At 60.5% G+C, this 14,780-nt stretch carries 13 protein-coding genes; 6 read left to right on the top strand and 7 right to left on the bottom strand.

The window, feature by feature from the left end; genetic code table 11:
• Nucleotides 1-70 precede the first annotated feature (70 nt).
• Nucleotides 71-1,534, top strand: coding sequence for a glucose-6-phosphate dehydrogenase (gene zwf / locus ACIQ3A_RS10645; RefSeq protein WP_396431718.1), 1,464 nt, complete (start codon nt 71-73; stop codon nt 1,532-1,534).
• 17 nt (nt 1,535-1,551) lie between these two features.
• Nucleotides 1,552-2,397 carry a MurR/RpiR family transcriptional regulator gene (locus ACIQ3A_RS10650; RefSeq protein WP_396431719.1) on the top strand — a complete coding sequence of 282 codons (846 nt, stop codon included), beginning with the start codon at nt 1,552-1,554 and terminating at the stop codon, nt 2,395-2,397.
• Between the two features lie 19 nt (nt 2,398-2,416).
• Here ACIQ3A_RS10650 and ACIQ3A_RS10655 read toward each other — a convergent pair whose 3' ends face one another.
• Together ACIQ3A_RS10655 and ACIQ3A_RS10660 are read right to left on the bottom strand one after the other, a co-directional pair.
• Nucleotides 2,417-3,826 (bottom strand): sensor histidine kinase N-terminal domain-containing protein, encoded by a 1,410-nt coding sequence (locus tag ACIQ3A_RS10655; RefSeq protein WP_396431720.1) that lies wholly within the window; start codon nt 3,824-3,826, stop codon nt 2,417-2,419.
• Nucleotide 3,827: 1 nt separating this feature from the next.
• Entirely contained in the window at nt 3,828-4,535 is a 708-nt protein-coding gene (locus tag ACIQ3A_RS10660; RefSeq protein ID WP_396431721.1) for a response regulator transcription factor, read from the bottom strand.
• Between the two features lie 138 nt (nt 4,536-4,673).
• Between ACIQ3A_RS10660 and ACIQ3A_RS10665 the strand changes: the two genes are divergently transcribed.
• From ACIQ3A_RS10665 to ACIQ3A_RS10675, 3 genes are all read left to right on the top strand, one after another.
• Complete coding sequence (locus tag ACIQ3A_RS10665; RefSeq protein ID WP_396431722.1) at nt 4,674-5,648, top strand: Bug family tripartite tricarboxylate transporter substrate binding protein; 975 nt, start codon at nt 4,674-4,676, stop codon at nt 5,646-5,648.
• Nucleotides 5,645-6,109, top strand: coding sequence for a tripartite tricarboxylate transporter TctB family protein (locus ACIQ3A_RS10670; protein ID WP_396431723.1), 465 nt, complete (start codon nt 5,645-5,647; stop codon nt 6,107-6,109). Before ACIQ3A_RS10665 ends, ACIQ3A_RS10670 begins: the two co-directional genes overlap by 4 nt.
• Nucleotides 6,110-6,186: 77 nt before the next feature.
• Complete coding sequence (locus ACIQ3A_RS10675; protein ID WP_108407853.1) at nt 6,187-7,677, top strand: tripartite tricarboxylate transporter permease; 1,491 nt, start codon at nt 6,187-6,189, stop codon at nt 7,675-7,677.
• 82 nt (nt 7,678-7,759) lie between these two features.
• On the opposite strand, the gene ACIQ3A_RS10680 is transcribed toward ACIQ3A_RS10675, so the two are convergent.
• Nucleotides 7,760-9,025, bottom strand: coding sequence for a phage integrase SAM-like domain-containing protein (locus tag ACIQ3A_RS10680; RefSeq protein ID WP_396431724.1), 1,266 nt, complete (start codon nt 9,023-9,025; stop codon nt 7,760-7,762).
• Nucleotides 9,026-9,063: 38 nt separating this feature from the next.
• Here ACIQ3A_RS10680 and ACIQ3A_RS10685 point away from each other — a divergent pair, with 38 nt between their 5' ends.
• Nucleotides 9,064-10,194, top strand: a complete 1,131-nt coding sequence (locus ACIQ3A_RS10685) for a porin (RefSeq protein WP_396431725.1) — start codon at nt 9,064-9,066, stop codon at nt 10,192-10,194.
• 144 nt (nt 10,195-10,338) lie between these two features.
• On the opposite strand, the gene ACIQ3A_RS10690 is transcribed toward ACIQ3A_RS10685, so the two are convergent.
• From ACIQ3A_RS10690 to ACIQ3A_RS10705, 4 genes are read right to left on the bottom strand one after another with little or no spacing between them, the layout of a single operon-like run.
• Complete coding sequence (locus ACIQ3A_RS10690) at nt 10,339-11,346, bottom strand: ABC transporter ATP-binding protein (RefSeq protein ID WP_396431726.1); 1,008 nt, start codon at nt 11,344-11,346, stop codon at nt 10,339-10,341.
• Complete coding sequence (locus ACIQ3A_RS10695) at nt 11,343-12,311, bottom strand: ABC transporter ATP-binding protein (RefSeq protein WP_396431727.1); 969 nt, start codon at nt 12,309-12,311, stop codon at nt 11,343-11,345. The genes ACIQ3A_RS10690 and ACIQ3A_RS10695 overlap by 4 nt, the downstream gene beginning before the upstream one ends.
• A complete protein-coding gene (locus ACIQ3A_RS10700) occupies nt 12,308-13,216 on the bottom strand; it encodes an ABC transporter permease (RefSeq protein WP_396431728.1) in 909 nt (302 codons plus the stop codon). Before ACIQ3A_RS10700 ends, ACIQ3A_RS10695 begins: the two co-directional genes overlap by 4 nt.
• 3 nt (nt 13,217-13,219) lie before the next feature.
• Complete coding sequence (locus ACIQ3A_RS10705) at nt 13,220-14,773, bottom strand: ABC transporter substrate-binding protein (protein ID WP_396431729.1); 1,554 nt, start codon at nt 14,771-14,773, stop codon at nt 13,220-13,222.
• Nucleotides 14,774-14,780 lie beyond the last annotated feature (7 nt).

Consider the following 14,780-nt stretch of genomic DNA (forward strand, 5'->3'; position numbering starts at 1 on the left):
AAAACTGCTTGAATTATCGATGAAACAAAGTTACATTACAAATCAATTTTTCATGTAACTCAAGAACATCATGGCATTTGATTTGGTTTTCTTTGGCGGCACGGGCGATCTGGTCTGGCGCAAACTCATGCCCGCCTTGTTTCAGGCCTATAGGCACGACACCCTCCCCGAAGGAGGCCGCATCATTGGCATTGGCCGTGACGACCTGAGCGACGCACAGTACCGCGCGCAAATCCAGTCACGCTTTGAGCAGGTCGAAGGCGAAAAACGCCCCAAGCCCGAAGAGTTCGCCCGCTTTGCCAGCCTGCTTTGTTATGTGCGCATGGACTTGTCCAAGCCCGAGGCCTATGCCGCCCTGTCGGCCCGTCTGGCTGAGCGCGAAACAGACACCGTGGTGATGTATCTGTCCACCGCCCCCAGCCTGTTCACCACGGTGTGCGAACAACTGGCGGCCAACGGCCTGAACACCCCCAAGACGCGCATCGTGCTCGAAAAACCGCTGGGCCACGACCTGGCCTCCAACCGCGCCATCAACGAGGCGGTGGGCCGTGTTTTCAAAGAGCAGCAGATCTTTCGCATCGACCATTACCTGGGCAAGCCCGCGGTGCAAAACCTGTTTGCCATGCGCTTTGGCAATGCCTTGTTTGAGCCTTTATGGCGCCGCGAGCACATCGCCAACATCCAGATCACCATGTCCGAAGAGCTGGGCGTGGAAAAACGTGGCGGCTTTTACGAGACCACTGGCGCACTGCGCGACATGGTGCAAAACCACGCTTTGCAACTGCTGTGCGCCATCGCGATGGAGCCCCCCATCAATGCCCACGCCGACGCCATTCGCGATGAAAAGCTCAAGGTGCTGCGCGCCTTGAAGCGCTGGACACCCGAAACACTCAGCCAGCACGTCATCCGTGGCCAATACAGCGCCGGCAACATTGACGGCAAGGCCGTGCCCGCCTACCGGGACGAGCCAGGCGTCAACCCGGCCAGCAGCACAGAAACCTTTGTGGCCCTGCGCACAGAAATCGCCAACTGGCGCTGGGCGGGCGTTCCTTTTTACATCCGCACCGGCAAGCGCATGGCCTCACGCGAGGCGCACATCGAGATCAATTTCCGACCCACACCGCATGAGATTTTTAAAAGTCCAGTGGGGCAGGTGAACAAACTGGTCATCCACCTGCAACCCAAAGACGGGCTGGAGCTGCACCTTTTTGCCCAAGGCCAAAGCAAGCGCGGCCAGGGAAGTGGTGGCGTCACCCTGAGCCCGGTGCACCTGGACCTGGACTTTGACAAACGCTTTGGCAGCGAGCGCGTAGGCGCCTATGAACGCCTGTTGCTCGATGTGCTTGAGGGCCGCCTGAACCTGTTCGTGCGCAGCGACGAACAGGAGGAAGCCTGGCGCTGGGTCGAGCCGATCCTGCAACACTGGAAAGACGACAGCATCGGCCCGCGCCCCTACGCCGCAGGCACCTGGGGACCGAGCGCATCCAGCGCCATGATTGCGCGCGACAGCTTTTGCTGGAGCGAAGAAACTTAAACCGGAGACACCACACCATGCTCGAACGCATCAAGGCTTCTTTGCCCTCCCTGGCCCCAGCCGAGCAACGTGTGGGCAAGCTGGTGCTGGCCAACCCGCGCGCCTTTGCCAACCTGCCTGTCAGCGAGTTGGCCGACCGATCGCATGTAAGCAAACCAACCGTGGTGCGTTTTTGCCGCAGCATGGGCTACGACGGCCTGTCCGACTTCAAGCTCAAACTGGCGGGCAGTGTGAGCGAGGGCGTGCCCTTTATTCACCGCAGTGTCGATGCAGATGACAAGACCAGCGACATCGCGGTCAAGGTGATCGACAACACCGTGGCGGCGTTTTTGAAGTACCGCAACGACGCCAGCTTTTTTGCTTTGGAACATGCGGCAAAAGCCCTGGCCGCCACCCAAAAGACCAACCGACGCATCGAGTTTTACGGTGTGGGCAACTCCGGCATCGTGGCCCAGGACGCACAGCACAAATTCTTTCGCTTGGGCGTCAACGCCATCGCCTACAGCGACGGCCACATGCAGGTCATGAGCGCGTCCATGCTCCGGCCAGGCGACTGCGCCGTGATCATCTCCAACTCGGGCCGCACCCGCGACCTGATGGACGCCTGCGACATCGCCAAAAAGCAAGGCGCCACCACCATCGTGATCACCGCCAGCGGCTCGCCACTGGCCGGTGCCGGCAACATTCATCTGACCGCCGATCACCCCGAGGGCTACGACAAATACAGCCCCATGGTTTCGCGCCTTTTGCACCTGTTGATCATCGATATTCTGGCCACCACAGTCGCCCTGCGCATCGGTGAAGAGTTGCAGCCCGTGCTGCGCGACATGAAAAACAACCTGCGCAGCAAACGTTACACCTGAAGCCTGGGCGCGGCGCGCCTCAGGCGCGCCAGTGCATTCGTATCGCCGTGCCGCGCTCGTTGCTCACTGGGCTGCGCACGCTCACCTCGGCGCCGTGCTGGCTGGCAATTTCTTTCACGATGGCCAGGCCCAAACCACTGCCAGGCACGCCCGAAGGGGCTGCACGGTAAAAGCGCTCAAACACATGGGCCTGGTGCTCGGGGGCGATGCCCGGGCCATCGTCTTCGACTTCAAACCAGCGCTCGCCCACACGCACGGTGATGTGCGTGCCTGCCGGCCCGTGGTGAATGGCGTTGTCGATCAGGTTACTCACGGCCTCGTGCAGCAAAAGGTCAACCGCCTGCACCTCGCAATGCGCCACTTGCACCTCCAGCCCCAGGTCATCGCCTTTTTGGTGGGCGCGCAGCAAATGCTCTTGCGTGACCCGTCTGGCCAGGCCCACCAGGTCGACGGTTTGCGGGGTGTGCATTTCGCGGGCGTGCTCCACACGCGTCATGGCCAGCAACTGCTCCGTCAGGCGCACCGCGTCGTCGGTGGTTTGACGCGCTGCCGACAGCAAGGCCTGCGCTTGTTGGGGCTCGGCGTTGCGCTGGGCCAGCGCCAGCTGGGTCTTGAGCGCTGTCAGCGGTGTGCGCAACTGGTGCGCGGCATTGTCCAAAAAACGCTTGCGGATCTCGATCAGTCGCCCCAACCGGTCCAGGTAACCGTTGAGCGTCTCCATCAGGGGCCGCAATTCACGCGGCAAGTCGGGCGGCTGAATGGGCAAAAAATCGTCCGCAGCCTTGTTCGCCAGTTGTTGGCGAAAAGCCTCCAATGGCCGAATGCCTCGCTGCACACCCCAAATGACCAAACCCGCAGCTGCCAGCAACAACAGGCCTTGGCTGCTCAAGGTGTCCCACAAAATCCGCTGAATGAGTTGCTGGCGCGCCTCCATGGTTTCGGCCACCGTGATTTTGATGAGAGGCTCACTCAGGCCTGCGTCTTCCATGACGTGCGTCAGCTGTGCCAGCCGCACGGGCTGGTTCAGGTATTGCCCATCGTCGAACTGCACCAATGCAAAATATTTCACCGCTGACAGGGCGCGCACAGGGGCATCGGGCAAGGCCGCCACACCCGCCAGCCATTGCCCTGCTGGCGTGGTCACTTTGTAAAACAAGCGCGAGCCGGTGTGGTTTTCAAACAGATAGCCTGCGGCCTTCATCACGTCCAACTGAACGCGGCCATCGCGCCACTCCAGTTCTTCGGCCAAGGTGCGGGCGGCCAGGTACAAAGAGCGGTCATACGCCTCATTGGCCGCCTGCACCGCGTTGCCATAGCCCACCCAGGCGTTGATGCCGATCAGCCCCGCCAGTGGCAGCAAGATCCAGCCCAGCAGTCGCGTGCGCAAAGACGCAGCAGCGTGGGCCTGGCGTGGGTGAAAAGAAGACATGTCAAGCCTGCCCTGAAGGCAAGGTCAGCATGTACCCCATGCCGCGAAACGTGGTGATCATCACGTTCAAGGGCTGCCCAGACTGGGCCGCCCCCGTTTCAAGTTTTTTGCGCAAGCGGTAAATCAGCACCTCCACCGCGTCCAGCCCGGTAGCCTCGTCGGCAAACACCTCGGCATGCAGCGTCTCTTTGCTGACGGTGCGCTGGGGCGACTCGAGCAACACCCGCAACGCGGCAGCTTCGCGTTTGGTCAGTGCCAGCATCTGGCCATGCAGGTGAACGGCACCGGTCTCGGGCTGCAACTCAAGCGGTCCCCAACGCAGCGCGCTGGATTTGGCGCGGCCATGGCGGCGCAACAAAACCTGCAAACGGGCCTCCAGTTCGCTCAGGTCAAACGGCTTGGGCAAATAGTCATCGGCCCCCATGTTCAGCCCCAGCACGCGGTCGGGCACATTGGCCCGGGCCGTCAAGATCAAGACGGGCACCGCATCGCCCCTTGCACGCAAAGCTTGCAAAACGCTCAGACCATCCTGGCCAGGCAACTGCAAGTCGAGCAATACGGCGTCAAACCCGTGCCTGGGCTGCAGGCAGCGATCTGCCTCTAGCCCATCGGTGGCGAAGTGAACAGCCATGCCGCCCTGGCGCAAGGCAGTGCCCAGCCACAAGGCAATGTCGGGCGTGTCTTCCACCAGCAAAATTTTGGGCGTCATGTGGAATTAGAGGGTTTTTACCGAACGCAATTGACAGGTGTTTGACAGTTTGGCGCCAGCGCCAACACCAAAATCCATGCATCTGCCCAAGGCACGTGCCCGGCTTTGTGTTTTTTCATTTTTACACAGGAGACCCTCATGTCCATTTCTAAACGCGACTTCCTGGCCCTCGGCGCTGCCGCTGGCGCATCGTTCACTCTGCCCGCCTGGGCTCAGGCCAAGCCGCTCATTGCCAGCATCAACATGTTCGTGCCTGCCGCACCCGGCGGCGGCTGGGACGGCACCGCGCGGTCCATCGAGCGCGCTGCCAAGGCCGCAGGCCTGGTCGGCAACATGCAATTTGAAAACGTGGGCGGCGCAGGCGGCATGGTCGGCCTGCCCCGCTTTGTCAACCAGCGCAAAGGCCAGGGCAACACCCTGATGATTGGTGGCTCGGTCATGATCGGTGCGGGCATTGCCAACAAAAGCCCCGTCACCATCAAGGACGTGACCCCAATCGCCCGCCTGACCGAAGAAGCCGGCGTGATCGTGGTGCCTGCCAGCGGCAAGATCAAGACCTGGAAAGAACTCGAAGCCGCCATCAAGGCCAACCCCAAAGCCGTCTCGGTCGCTGGTGGCAGTGCTGGCGGTACCGACCACCTGATTTTGGGCATGCTCATCAAGGCCCTGGGCAAAAACCCGCGTGAAGCCGCTTATGTGGCTTTTGCAGGTGGCGGCCCAGCCAACGCGGCCATTTTGGGCGGCCAGGTGGTGGCAGGCATTTCGGGTTACTCCGAATTTGAAGAGCAAATCAAGGCAGGCCGCATGATCCCGCTGGCCGTTTCGGGCAAGCGCCGCATTCCTGGCGTGAACTTGCCCACCCTGACCGAGCTGGGCATCAACGTCACCGAATCCAACTGGCGCGGCGTGTTTGCGCCGCCCGGCATCTCGGCTGCACAGCGAGAAGCCATGATCGACTTCGTCACCAAACTCAACACCTCCGCCCAGTGGCGCCAAGAACTCGAAACCCGCAAGTGGACCGACGCCTTCATGACCGAGCGCCCGTTTGAACGCGAACTGGCCAAGGACATCGAAGAAAAAATGGTGCTCATGAAGGAACTGGGTCTGGCATGACCCCCTTACGCGTTGCACTGTTGCTGGTCGCCCTTTGCGGGGTGGCCGCATGGCAAGTCACGGTCATTCCTGAATCCATGATGCAGATGACCGTTGGCCCCGTGCTGGCACCCGGTGTGATCGTGGCCGCACTCAGCGTGCTGGCTGTGCTGTATGGCATCAGCGCCTGGCGCGGTCGCCAAACCGACGAAAGCCACGCACCCGACCAATCGCCTTTGCCAGGCGCGAATGGCCGGGTGCTCAGCCTGCTGGGGGGTGGAGCAGCCTTCATTGCCCTGGTGGTTCCCTTGGGTTTCGTCATCCCCGGCACGCTGTGCGGCATGGGCGTAGCCCGTGCTTTTGATGCCCCCCTGAACCTCAAGTCGGCCCTGGTCTGCGGCGCCGTCGCCAGCACATTCTGGTTTGTCTTTGCCCAACTGTTGGGCGTGGGCCTGGGCCCTGCACTGCCTTGGCTGATTTGACTCAGCTCTAGGCCCGCACAACGCTGCGTTCTGAACGCTCAGCCTCGACGTTTTCACGTTTTTCGATCGGATACCCCATGGAAGCTTTTGACGCCCTGATGGGTGGCTTTGCCATTGCCTTGCAACCCACCACCTTGATGTGGGGTTTTGTCGGCTGCTTCATCGGCACGCTGGTGGGCGTGTTGCCCGGCATTGGCCCGGCCCTCACCATCGCTTTGCTGCTGCCCCTGACCTACCACGTGCCCGCCACCAGCATGTTCGTCATGTTCGCAGGCATTTATTACGGCGCCGCTTATGGCGGCTCCACCACCTCCATCTTGCTCAACACCCCGGGCGAGTCAGCCGCGGTGGTCACCGCGCTCGAGGGCAACAAAATGGCCCGCAACGGCCGCGCAGGCCAGGCACTGGCCACAGCGGCCATTGGCAGCTTTGTGGCGGGCACCATCGGCACCCTGGCTTTGACCTTTGTAGCACCCTGGGTGGTCGATGCCGCGCTGGCTTTTGGCCCGGCCGAATACTTCAGCCTGATGGTCTTGTCGGTGGTGGCCGTATCGGCCGTGCTGGGCAACTCGATGCTGCGCGGCTTGGTGGCGCTGGGCTTGGGCTTGCTCTTGGGCATGGTGGGTGTGGACCTGCAAACCGGGCAAGCCCGCTTCACTTTTGGCCGCCCCGAATTGCTGGACGGCATCGAAGTCACCGTGGCCGCCGTGGGCCTCTTTGCGGTGGGTGAAGCGCTTTACCTGGCCTGGCAAGGCCGCGAAGCCAAAGCTGGCGAGGTCATGAAAATGTCAGGCAGTCTGTGGCTCAGCAAGCAAGACTGGGCGCGCTCCTGGAAAGCTTGGTTGCGGGGTGCCTTCTTCGGCTTCCCGATCGGTGCCATGCCTGCCGGCGGAGCCGAGTTGCCCACCTTGCTGTCTTACTACACCGAGAAAAAACTCTCCAAACACCCCGAAGAGTTTGGCCACGGCGCCATCGAAGGCGTGGCCGGCCCAGAGGCCGCCAACAATGCTGCGGCTGCGGGGGTCTTGATGCCCTTGCTCACACTGGGCATCCCCACTTCAGCGACGGCAGCCATCATGTTGTCGGCATTTGAAGGCTACGGCATCCAGACCGGTCCGCAGTTGTTCAGCCAGCAAGGCAGCCTGGTGTGGACGCTGATTGCCAGCCTCTACATCGGCAACGTCATCTTGCTGGTGCTCAACTTGCCGCTGGTCAGCCTGTGGGTCAAGCTGCTCAAGATCCCGCCGCCCTGGTTGTATGCGGGCATCATCGTCATCTCGACAGCAGGGGTTTATGGCGCCGGCAACTCGGTGTTCAACGTGGGCTTGCTGTTTGTCTTCGGCTTGCTGGGCTATGTCATGCGCCGCTTTGACTTTCCGGCAGCACCCTTGATCGTGGGTTTGATCCTGGCCCCATTGGGTGAGCAATCGATGCGCCAGGCCCTGACCATCAGCCAGGGCGAATGGTCCACCTTCTTCACCCGGCCACTGTCAGGCAGTTTGATGGCAGTGGCTGCGCTGTTGTTGATCGTGCCACCGCTCTGGAAGCGCTACCGCGCCACGCGCTGACGGGACCGGCGGTCATACCCACGCCCGTTCTGTCGTACACGCGTACAAGGCCATCCATGCGCGCCAAAGGCAAGCCCCCCGGTCAAGCCTTTTTCCTTTGGGTCCGCCGGCTTTGCAGCATGGCCACGTTCATTTCGCCATCGAGTGCCGAGGCATAAAAGCGCTCAATCATCTGCACCGAGGTGCGGGCGTTGCGGGCCAGGGTCAGCATGTCGATGCCTTGCCCATACAAGAGGCGGAACATGATGGAGGTGTGGCGCAGGCAATAAAGCGTGCGCAAACGGCCCAACGAATCCACCGGCGACACACCCGCCTCGCGCATCACCCACTTGAACCAGAAACCCAACACCGCCAAGGCGTAATTCCGGTCTAATTCTCCCGGCAAAAAGACGTAATCATCAGGCCTGCCAAAGCCCAGGCTTTGGCCATGCGCCAAGGCAGATTCATACACCTGCACGGCGGGGCGCAAGGTCACCATGGGCGTATCGTGGCGTTTGGTCTCGGGCAAGTTCAGCCGCAAATACAGGCTTTCGCCCCTGACTACTTGCACGTGCTTGTGCTTGAGCTGGCGCAAATCACCCGGCCGCACAAAACTGTTCACCATGAAGCGGATCGCCCAGGCCATGTCAGGGGCCAGACTCAAATTGCGCGGCGCCACCCAAAAGCGTTCGCGGTGCCCTGTGGATGCCTTGACCTCTGGCGCCTTAACCCCCAGGCGGGACAACCGGTAAGCCGTGCGAACCACGGCCGCATAGTCCTGCAAACTCAACATGGAGCGCGGCCGATTGGCCACCTTGACCTCGGGCAGCTCTGGAATTTCGCTCAAAAAACCATGCCGAATGGCCAACTTGAGCAGTTTGCGAATGACCACCAGGTATTGCGACACCGTGGTGGAACTCATCTGAAAATCGGTCAAACGCTTGACAAACGCATCCATCAAGGCGGGTGTCACTTGTGACGGCGGGATGTATTTGAAGAAAGGCAGCACATGCGCATCCAGGCGGTTGCGCAAGATACCCACCGAGGCGGCACTCAACTCACCCCGCTTGACCCGCTGGCCTTCCACTTCAAGCAACTGTTCGGCCAAGGCATCAAATCGGTTCAGCCGCATGGCGCCCTGCGTCAGCACCGAGCCCGTCAATTCGGACTGCGCCACGGCCTTTTCACCCAGCACTCTGGCGTTGGCCATTTGCTCCCACACCAATGGACTCACGACATAAAAAATGGGCTTATTGGTGTCCAGAATGGCCACAGCCGACTCACCTGACAAACGAATAATGTCCATCGGCTTGGCCATGAAGTCTCTGAGGCTGGCGCAAAGGGGCGCCAGTAAAGGGGTGATTTTCATAATCTAGAAATGTATAGGATGTAGCACGACACTGTAGAATGCATGCAGTAATTTATGTGTGCAATCTAACTGCTCTGGCTGCAGTTGCTGCCACTTCCGCATTCGCACAATCCACTGTCACTATCTGGGGTGTTGTTGATGCTGCCGTATCTCGTGGCACCAGCGATGCGAACTCGGTCACCCGTTTGGTTGGTTCCGGTATCAGCTCTTCACAACTCGGTTTCCGTGGTACTGAAGACCTCGGCGGCGGCATGTCTGCCAGCTTCTGGTTGGAAGCCGGCGTGAGCAACGACTCAGGTGCTGGTGGTGCAACTTCCACCAATAACCAATCCACTGGTACTGGCGCAACTTCCGCAACTGGCGGTGCAGTTACCACCACCGGTACTCAAGGTCTGACATTCAATCGCCGTTCCACAGTCTCTTTGACTGGCGGTTTTGGTGAAATTCGTTTGGGCCGTGACTACACGCCTCAGTTCTGGAACTGGACTGCTTACGATCCGTTCGGCACCAACGGTGTGGGTACAAACCGCGCCATGGCTAACAGTGTCGCTTTGGGCGGTACCACCGCTAGCACCACAGGTACAGCTGTTCGCGCTTCAAACAGTGTGACCTATTTGTACAACCACGCTGCCAATGCAACTTATGCTGGCGGTGGTGCTGGTTTGCATGCTGCAGTTCAAATGTATTACGGTGAAAATCTTTCCGACTCTGCAACACCCAAAGATGGTGACGGCTCCGGTATCCGCGTTGGCTACAACGCAGGCGCTTTGTCGACTGCATTGGGCTATGGTCAAACCAAATTTGCTGCTGGCAATATGACCATGACCAACTTGGGTGCTTCTTACAACTTTGGTCCTGCAACTTTGATGGCTCAAGTGACCAAGGATGAGCTGGGCACCGTCAAGGGTGACGGCATGTTGTTGGGTGTGGCAGCTCCTATGGGTGCTGGTTTGATCCGTGCCTCTTACTCCACTTACGAGACAGGCACTGCTGAGAGCAAGCAAACCGCTATCGGTTATGTGCACAGCCTGAGCAAGCGTACACGTGCTTACGTGACATACGCCAACGTCTCCAACTCTGGCGGAGCTAAAGCTGCCTTGGGCGGTGCAACTGGCGTGGCCGACAAGAGCTCTTCCGGTTTCGACATCGGTATGACTCACTCCTTCTAATTCCCCCCTGGCGCAAGCCAGTTGAGAGTTAAAAGACTAAAAAACCCACCGTGGCAACACGGTGGGTTTTTTTTACGTCTGTGCGATCAACGTGGTGCCAGTGGGTCCGGCATGACGCCAGGGTTCAGGCCCGATCAAGTCGGCTCACACCACCGCGTGACAGGCGATCTTGATGCCTTTGAAGTCGCGCAGCGGAGGGCGCTCTGAGCGGCAGATGTCGGTCACCTGCGGGCAGCGCGGGTGAAAGGTGCAGCCGGTGGGTGGGTTCAGCGGATTCGGCACTTCGCCTTGCACGGGCGTGCGGGCACGGCCGGTGTCGTGCATTTTAGGAATCGCGTCCAGCAGCATCTTGGTGTACGGGTGCTGCGGGTTACCAAACAGGGTGTGCTTGTCGGCCAACTCCACCAGCCGGCCCAAGTACATCACGCCCACCTGGTCGCTCACATGGCGCACCACCGCCAGGTTGTGGCTGATGAACAGATAGGTCAGGCCGCGCGCGCGCTGCAGGTCTTTCATGATGTTGAGCACTTGCGCCTGCACGCTCACATCGAGCGCCGAAGTGGGCTCATCGCAGACCAAAAACTCTGGCGCCGTGGCCAAGGCCCGCGCGATCGAGATGCGCTGGCGCTGACCCCCTGAAAACTGGTGCGGGTACTTGACCATGTCGAGCGGCGACAGACCCACCGACTGCAGCAACTCGGCCACACGGGCTTTCAGCTCGTCCGCGTCATGAATCAGGCCATGCTCTTTCAGCGGCTCGCCAATGATGTTGTCCACCGTCCAGCGCGGGTTCAGGCTGGCATAGGGGTCCTGAAAAATCATCTGGATGCGCTGGCGCATCTTTTGGGCATCGGGCGACTTGAAGGCCGCATGGGCATCTTGCCCGTCAAACGTCAGGCCCCCGCGCGTAGGCTCGTACAGGCCCACCAGCAAGCGTGCCACGGTGCTTTTGCCGCAGCCGGACTCGCCCACCAGGGCCAGGGTTTTGCCGCGCTCGATCTCGAAGCTCACGCCATCCACAGCGTTCAGCATCTGGCGCGGTTTGCGCTCAATCACACGGTTCAGCCAAGGGGCCGAGACGTCAAAGGTTTTGGCCAGATCGTGCGCAATGACCAAGGGCTGGGTCTGTGTCTGAGGTTTTGTGTCGCTCATGCGGCACTCCCGTCGTGCAGCCAGCAGGCCGCGCGGTTGGCACCCGCCTGCACCAGCTCGGGCCGCTCTGTCCGGCAGCGGTCAAAGGCCTTGGGGCAGCGCGGGTTGAAGGCGCAGCCAGTGGGAATGGCGTTCAGGCGCGGCATGGCGCCGTCGATCTGGTTCAGGCGTTCGCGGTCACTGTCCATGTCAGGAATCGAGGCCATCAGGCCTGCGGTGTAAGGGTGGGCCGGGTGGTTGATGACCTGGTGCACCGGGCCGATTTCGGCCACGCGCCCGGCATAGAGCACCGCCACGCGGTCACAGGTTTCGGCGATCACGCCCATGTCGTGCGTGATCAACATCACGGCGGCGCCACGGTCTTTGCAGACCTTTTTGAGCAAGCTGATGATCTGCGCCTGAATGGACACATCAAGGGCCGTGGTGGGTTCATCGGCCACGATCAGTTGCGGCTCGGCCGCCAGGGCCAGGGCAATCACCACACGCTGGCGCATGCCGCCCGAGAACTGGTGCGGGTAGTGGTCAATGCGTTCTTCGGCCGCAGAAATGCCAGTGTCTTTCAGCAGGTCAATGGCGCGTTGCCGGGCCTCTTTGGGCGTGACCGGCAGGTGGGCCAATATGGTCTCGGTCAGTTGCCGGCCAATGGTGTAGAGCGGGTTCAGCGAGGTCAGCGGGTCCTGAAAAATCGCACCGATCTTGCGGCCCCGAATGTGGCGCATCTGGTCGGCATTGAGGTGGTCAATGCGCTGGCCTTCGAGCAAAATTTGGCCGCTGGACACTTGGCCCGGTGGCTCCAGCAGGCCGATGATGGCCGCACCGGTGAGCGACTTACCCGCACCCGACTCACCCACCACCCCCAGAATTTCTCCGGGTGAGATGTCAAAGGAAATATCGTCCAGCGCACGCAAAGTGCCGTGGCGGCTGGGGAACTCCACCACCAAATTCTTGACTTGTAAAAGACTCATCGCAATCTCGGATTCAGCGCATCGCGCAACCAGTCACCCAGCAGGTTGACCGACAGGGCGATCAGCACCAGCATCAGCCCCGGGAAAATCGTGATCCACCATTCGCCCGAAAACAAATAGTCGTTGCCCACCCGGATCAAGGTGCCCAGCGAGGGTGATGTGGGCGGTGCGCCCACCCCCAGAAAGGACAGTGTGGCCTCGGTGATGATGGCCGTGGCCACCTGGATGGTGGCCAGCACCATGACCGGGCCCATCACATTGGGCAGCACATGCTTGAACATGATGCGCAAGGGGGCCACACCCGTCACGCGGGCGGCTTGCACATATTCTTTGTTGCGCTCAACCAGGGTGGTGCCGCGTACCGTGCGGGCGTATTGCACCCAGCCGGTGAGCGAGATCGAGATGATCAACACCCCAAAAGCCAGCGACTCGTGCGCATTGGGAAACAGGGCACGCCCCACACCCGCAATCAAGAGGGCCACCAAAATGGCCGGGAAAGACAGCATCACATCGCACAAACGCATGAGCAAGGCATCGATCCAGCCGCCCCGAAAACCGGCCAGCAAACCCATGCCCACACCCACCACCACCGACAAGACCACCGAAGCCAGGCCCACCACCAAAGAGATGCGCGAACCATAAATCAGGGCCGACAAAATGTCGCGGCCCTGGTCATCGGTGCCCAGCAAGAACTTGGTGCTGCCGCCGTCCAGCCACGCAGGGGGCAAGCGGGCGTCGCTCAGCTCCAGCGTGGCCAAGTCAAACGGGTTGGTGGGGGCCACCCAGCCGGCAAAGACCGAACAAAAAAGGCAAACAAAGGCGATGGCAGCCGCCACCATCGCCGTGGGCGACTGGCGGAAGCTGTAACCCACATCGCTGTTCAGCCAGCGTTTCAATGCGTTCATTGCTTATTTGATGCTGATGGACTTGAAGGGCATGTAGTTGTCACCGCGCTGAACCAGCGTGACCTTTTTGCTGGTGCCCCAGGCCAAGGCCTGCTGGTGCAAAGGCAAATGGCCAATGTCGTCGTTGTGCAACTGGAACACCTCACGGATCATGGCGTTGCGCTTGGTTTGGTCGGTTTCGCTCTGGATCTTGACGGTCAGCTCATCCACCTTGGGGTTGCAATAAGCGCCCAAGTTGAACTGGCCTGTACCTTTGTCGTCCACGCAACGCATGAGTGCGTTCAGCGCGTTGTGTGCGTCATAGGTGCTGGGTGTCCAGCCCAGCAAATAAAAGCTGGTGTCGCGGCGCAAGATTTTGGGGAAATACGTGCCCTTGGTCTCGGCCTTCAGGTTGATCTTGACACCGACACGCGCCAAGTTGGCGGCCACGGCTTCGCAGATCTGGCCGTCGTTCACATAGCGGTCGTTGGGGCAGTTCATGTCCACCGAAAAGCCGGTGGGGTAACCGGCTTCGGCCAGCAGCTTTTTGGAGGCTTCTGCGTCAAAAGGCAAACGCTTGTTCAGGTCGGGGCTGTAACCGTTGATGCCGGGGCCGACCATCAGGGCGCTGGGGTTGGAGGCCCCGCGCATCACGGTGCGCTTGATGCCTTCGATGTCGATGGCCTGGTAGAAAGCCTGGCGCACGCGCTTGTCCTTGAAGGGGTTTTTGCCCTTCACGCTGGAGTAAAGCAGTTCATCACGCTTTTGGTCCATGCCCAAAAAGATGGTGCGCAACTCGGGCGCCACCAAGGCACGCGTGTTGGCGCCGCTGTTGATGCGGGGCACGTCTTGCACGGGCACCGGCTCCATGATGTCGATCTCGCCCGACAGCAAAGCCGCCACACGGGTCGGGTCGTTAGCGATCACGGAGAAGATCACATTGTCGACGTTGCCTTCAATCTTGCCCCAGTAATTGCCGTTGCGAACAAAGGTGGTGCGGATGTTGGGCTGGCGCTCACGCAGGCGGTAAGGGCCTGTGCCGTTGGCGCGGAATGAGGCGGCGTTTTCAATGCCTTTGCGACGGTCTACCGGGCGAACGGCCTGGTTGTCCTCGCACCACTTCTTGCTCATGATGTAGACCGTGGACAAGACGTTGGGCAGGATGGGGAAAGGGGCTTTGGTCTCGATCTCGATGGTGTGGCTGTTGATCTTGCGCACTTCCTTGATGTCGTTGGTGTTGCTGCGCATGTCAGAGCCTTCGCCTGCAGCGCGGTTCAAAGAAAACACCACGTCGTCGGCGGTGAAAGCTGTGTCGTCATGAAAGCGCACGTTCTTGCGCAGCTCGAAGCGCCAGACGGTGGGCGCTGTTTGCTTCCACGAAACGGCCAGACCGGGTTCAAACTTCAGGTCTTTGCTCACGCCCACCAGGGATTCGTAAATGTTGTTGGTTACGCTCAGTTGCAGCGACTCGTTGAGCGAATGCGGGTCCATCGACAAGGCATCCCCCTGGTTGGCAATGCGCACAGTGGCGGCTTGCGCCACGCCCAGCGACAAGGCTGAGACGATGGCTGCAGCCACCAGGGAA

The organism is Limnohabitans sp. (genome assembly GCF_044361985.1).
In the GTDB taxonomy this organism is placed as follows: domain Bacteria; phylum Pseudomonadota; class Gammaproteobacteria; order Burkholderiales; family Burkholderiaceae_C; genus Limnohabitans_A.

Coding starts and splice junctions, on each gene's coding strand:
- zwf (WP_396431718.1), top strand. CDS start 71: ATGGCATTTGATTTGGTTTTCTTTGGCGGCACGGGCGATCTGGTCTGG.
- ACIQ3A_RS10650 (WP_396431719.1), top strand. CDS start 1,552: ATGCTCGAACGCATCAAGGCTTCTTTGCCCTCCCTGGCCCCAGCCGAG.
- ACIQ3A_RS10655 (WP_396431720.1), bottom strand. CDS start 3,826: ATGTCTTCTTTTCACCCACGCCAGGCCCACGCTGCTGCGTCTTTGCGC.
- ACIQ3A_RS10660 (WP_396431721.1), bottom strand. CDS start 4,535: ATGACGCCCAAAATTTTGCTGGTGGAAGACACGCCCGACATTGCCTTG.
- ACIQ3A_RS10665 (WP_396431722.1), top strand. CDS start 4,674: ATGTCCATTTCTAAACGCGACTTCCTGGCCCTCGGCGCTGCCGCTGGC.
- ACIQ3A_RS10670 (WP_396431723.1), top strand. CDS start 5,645: ATGACCCCCTTACGCGTTGCACTGTTGCTGGTCGCCCTTTGCGGGGTG.
- ACIQ3A_RS10675 (WP_108407853.1), top strand. CDS start 6,187: ATGGAAGCTTTTGACGCCCTGATGGGTGGCTTTGCCATTGCCTTGCAA.
- ACIQ3A_RS10680 (WP_396431724.1), bottom strand. CDS start 9,025: ATGAAAATCACCCCTTTACTGGCGCCCCTTTGCGCCAGCCTCAGAGAC.
- ACIQ3A_RS10685 (WP_396431725.1), top strand. CDS start 9,064: ATGCATGCAGTAATTTATGTGTGCAATCTAACTGCTCTGGCTGCAGTT.
- ACIQ3A_RS10690 (WP_396431726.1), bottom strand. CDS start 11,346: ATGAGCGACACAAAACCTCAGACACAGACCCAGCCCTTGGTCATTGCG.
- ACIQ3A_RS10695 (WP_396431727.1), bottom strand. CDS start 12,311: ATGAGTCTTTTACAAGTCAAGAATTTGGTGGTGGAGTTCCCCAGCCGC.
- ACIQ3A_RS10700 (WP_396431728.1), bottom strand. CDS start 13,216: ATGAACGCATTGAAACGCTGGCTGAACAGCGATGTGGGTTACAGCTTC.